Annotated in this window: 4 protein-coding genes and 1 pseudogene; 4 read left to right on the top strand and 1 reads right to left on the bottom strand. The window is 62.7% G+C overall.

Annotated features, from left to right (window positions below):
• The 3 genes and pseudogenes from G3436_RS25940 to G3436_RS25930 form a co-directional block, all read left to right on the top strand.
• A pseudogene (locus tag G3436_RS25940) lies at nucleotides 1–184 on the top strand (cyanate transporter); the annotation flags it as partial.
• Nucleotides 185–383: 199 nt separating this feature from the next.
• Nucleotides 384–851 carry a nuclear transport factor 2 family protein gene (locus G3436_RS25935; RefSeq protein ID WP_163951110.1) on the top strand — a complete coding sequence of 156 codons (468 nt, stop codon included), beginning with the start codon at nucleotides 384–386 and terminating at the stop codon, nucleotides 849–851.
• A gap of 423 nt (nucleotides 852–1,274) precedes the next feature.
• The gene (locus G3436_RS25930) at nucleotides 1,275–1,577 is read left to right on the top strand and encodes a GIY-YIG nuclease family protein (protein WP_163951107.1); all 303 of its coding nucleotides are present in this window, start codon (nucleotides 1,275–1,277) and stop codon (nucleotides 1,575–1,577) included.
• Here G3436_RS25930 and yejK read toward each other — a convergent pair.
• The gene (gene yejK, locus G3436_RS25925; protein ID WP_163951104.1) at nucleotides 1,558–2,565 is read right to left on the bottom strand and encodes a nucleoid-associated protein YejK; all 1,008 of its coding nucleotides are present in this window, start codon (nucleotides 2,563–2,565) and stop codon (nucleotides 1,558–1,560) included. The genes G3436_RS25930 and yejK overlap by 20 nt on opposite strands.
• A 407-nt stretch (nucleotides 2,566–2,972) precedes the next feature.
• Between yejK and G3436_RS25920 the strand changes: the two genes are divergently transcribed.
• Nucleotides 2,973–3,166: HU family DNA-binding protein (locus tag G3436_RS25920; RefSeq protein WP_163951101.1), on the top strand; the 194-nt coding region annotated here is incomplete at its 3' end.

Below are 3,166 nucleotides of genomic sequence, written 5' to 3'. Positions count from 1 at the left end.
GCCCAGGGGGTGGGCTACACGCTGGCGTCGAGTGGGCCGTTCGCGGTTGGCCTGGTGCATGACATGACGGGGCGGCTGGAGCGCGGTGGGCTGGATCTTTGCAGTGATTGGCCTGGGCGCACTCGGTTTCGGGCTCAAGGCCGGGCGGGCATTGCAGGTGGGCGTGGTCAGCGAACGGGTGTGATTCGGCGGTGCGCCCTTCGCTGGCAAGCCAGCTCCCACAGGTACTTTGCCGCTCTTGAGCTCAGAGAGACCCTGTGGGAGCTGGCTTGCCAGCGAAGGCGGTAGTGCAGGCACCATCATTCGCGCGGCAAATGCCCATAGCTTTTTGCCACCGGCCCGGACTATCGTTCGCCTCCGTTCCCTTGTAATGGACTGCGCCCATGAGCGATGCCAACCACGCCCTGATCACCCGTTTCTATCAGGCCTTCAAGTGCCTGGACGCCGAAGCCATGGCCGCCTGCTACAGCCCTGATGTGGTGTTCAGCGACCCGGCCTTCGGGACCTTGCACGGCAAGGACGCGGCCGACATGTGGCGCATGCTCGTCAGCCGCGCCAAGGACTTTTCCCTGACCTTCGACAACGTACGTGCCGACGAGCGCGGCGGTGGCGCGCACTGGGTGGCGACCTATCTGTTCAGCCAGACCGGCCGTACGGTGATCAACGACATCCAGGCGCGCTTTGTCATTCGCGATGGGCTGATCTGCGAGCACCACGATCACTTCGACCTGTGGCGCTGGGCTCGCCAGGCCCTGGGCACCAAAGGCTTGCTGCTGGGGTGGACGCCGCTGGTGCAGGGCAAGGTGCGCGAGCAGGCGCTCAAGAGCCTGCAGAGCTTTCAGGCGCGCTGATACGCTGGTCGTGCGCGTTGTAGGTGAACACCGCGTGCTCGCTGTCATCCTGCGGTAGCCGCAGGTTGATGACCGGTAGCCACTGGCCGGTAGTCTGGTGCCAGTCAGCCTGGTCATGCCGGGCGCTCTCCAGGCTACCGCCGATACCGTCGATGTGGAAGAACGATTGGGTCGGCAGCCGGTAGCGGATGAAGGATGTAGCCGCTGCGACCCTCTTCGCCCTGCCAGCTGAAGGAAACGGTGCATGATGAAGCCCTTTGTATCGAAGTGGGCTTCTAACATGCAGGGCTGTACGGGCCGCGCCTGTCGCTCGCCGCCCATGGGGCGAGGAAAAAAACCGTGGCGCGCGTAGGGGAGGGCGGTGTTTCTGCGGCCGCCAAGGCGGTAAGCTGCGCGCTTCGATCAGCCCGTAGCTCAAATGCCGTGACTCAGACCTGCCCCGCCCCTGCGCCCGCCAAACCCTGGTTCGTGTACCTGGTACGCGCTGCCAATGGTTCGCTCTACTGCGGTATCAGCGACAACCCCGAGCGCCGTTTCAGCACCCATCAGAAGGGCCGTGGTGCACGCTACTTCAGCACCAGCCCGGCGGTGGCGCTGGTGTACGTCGAAGCCTGGCCGGACAAGGCCCAGGCGCTGCGCCAGGAACGCCTGGTGAAGAAGCTGCGCAAGTCGGCCAAGGAGGCCCTGGTGGCCTCCTGGGCGGGGCTCAGTCCTTGCGACGCTTGAGCTGATCGGTGAGCTGGGTGGGCAGGCCCTTGATGATCAGGGTGCCGGCCTCTTCGTCATACTCGATCTTGGACCCCAGTAAGTGCGCCTCGAAGCTGATCGACAGGCCTTCGGCGCGGCCGGTGAAGCGGCGGAACTGGCTCAGGGTGCGCTTGTCGGCCGGGATCTCCGGCGACAGGCCGTAGTCCTTGTTGCGGATATGGTCGTAGAAGGCCCGTGGGCGGTCTTCATCGATCAGCCCTGACAGCTCGGTCAGGGTCACCGGCTCGCCCGCCTTGGTCTGGCTGGTGGCGTAGTCGACCAGGGTCTGGGTTTTTTCGCGGGCGGCCTCTTCAGGCAGGTCTTCGCTCTCGACGAAGTCGCTGAAGGCCTTGAGCAGGGTGCGGGTCTCACCCGGGCCGTCGACGCCTTCCTGGCAGCCGATGAAGTCACGGAAGTACTCCGAGACCTTCTTGCCGTTCTTGCCCTTGATGAACGAGATGTACTGCCTGGACTGCTTGTTGTTCTGCCACTCGGAAATATTGATGCGCGCGGCCAGGTGCAACTGGCCCAGGTCGAGGTGGCGTGATGGGGTCACGTCCAGTTCGGCGTTCACTGCCACGCCTTCGCTGTGGTGCAGCAGCGCGATGGCCAGGTAGTCGGTCATGCCCTGCTGGTAATGGGCGAACAGGATGTGGCCGCCGGTGGAGAGGTTGGACTCTTCCATCAGCTTCTGCAGGTGTTCGACCGCCACACGGCTGAAGTCGGTGAAGGTCTTGCCGTCCTCCAGGTACTCCTTGAGCCAGCCGCTGAACGGATGGGCCCCGGATTCGGCATGGAAGAAGCCCCAGGCTTTGCCCTGTTTGGCGTTGTAGCTGTCGTTGAGGTCGGCCAGCAGGTTTTCGATGGCCGTCGACTCGGCAAGCTCCGAGTCGCGGGCATGCAGCACGGCAGGGCTGCCATCGGGTTTCTTGTCGATCAGGTGGACGATGCAATGACGGATCGGCATGGGATTCTCGGCTGAAAATAGGGCGCGACGGGCGGCGCTGCAAAGCGGCCAAGTGTAACCCAGCCGGGGCCTTGCGCAGCGCGTGGATGTGTAGGGAGGCAAGGGTTGTATGTTTTTTGTTCGATTTTTTGCGGTTTTTGCTGCAAACCCCCGAAAAACCTGAACATTTGGCGTGTGGGAGGCGGATATTTATCGCTTCGTGTGGTAGTTTTGCCCGGTCTTGCGCCCCGTGTGTGGCGCATTGCTGGCAGACCGCTGATGTCACGTCGAACCAAACGCATTTTTGTGTATCTACATACGCGATTGGCAATGGATGTACCCGGACCGCCGAAGACTCGCGGGTCTGGCCCGATGGCTGACGCAGCACTCTGCAAACCAACTGAATTTGATAGGGAAGGAACACCACCATGGCATTGACCAAAGACCAACTGATCGCCGATATCGCTGAAGCTATCGACGCGCCGAAAACCACCGCGCGTAATGCTCTGGAGCAACTGGGCCAGATCGTTGCTGATCAACTGGAAAATGGCAGCGAAATCACCCTGCCGGGCATCGGCAAGCTGAAAATCACCGAGCGTCCTGCCCGTACCGGCCGCAACCC

The organism is Pseudomonas brassicae (assembly GCF_010671725.1).
Classification (GTDB): domain Bacteria; phylum Pseudomonadota; class Gammaproteobacteria; order Pseudomonadales; family Pseudomonadaceae; genus Aquipseudomonas; species Aquipseudomonas brassicae.
This window is presented reverse-complemented; position numbering and strand designations above follow the sequence as displayed.

Excerpts from the sequence above, each read along its gene's own strand:
- G3436_RS25935 (WP_163951110.1), top strand. The coding sequence starts at position 384 with ATGAGCGATGCCAACCACGCCCTGATCACCCGTTTCTATCAGGCCTTC.
- yejK (WP_163951104.1), bottom strand. The coding sequence starts at position 2,565 with ATGCCGATCCGTCATTGCATCGTCCACCTGATCGACAAGAAACCCGAT.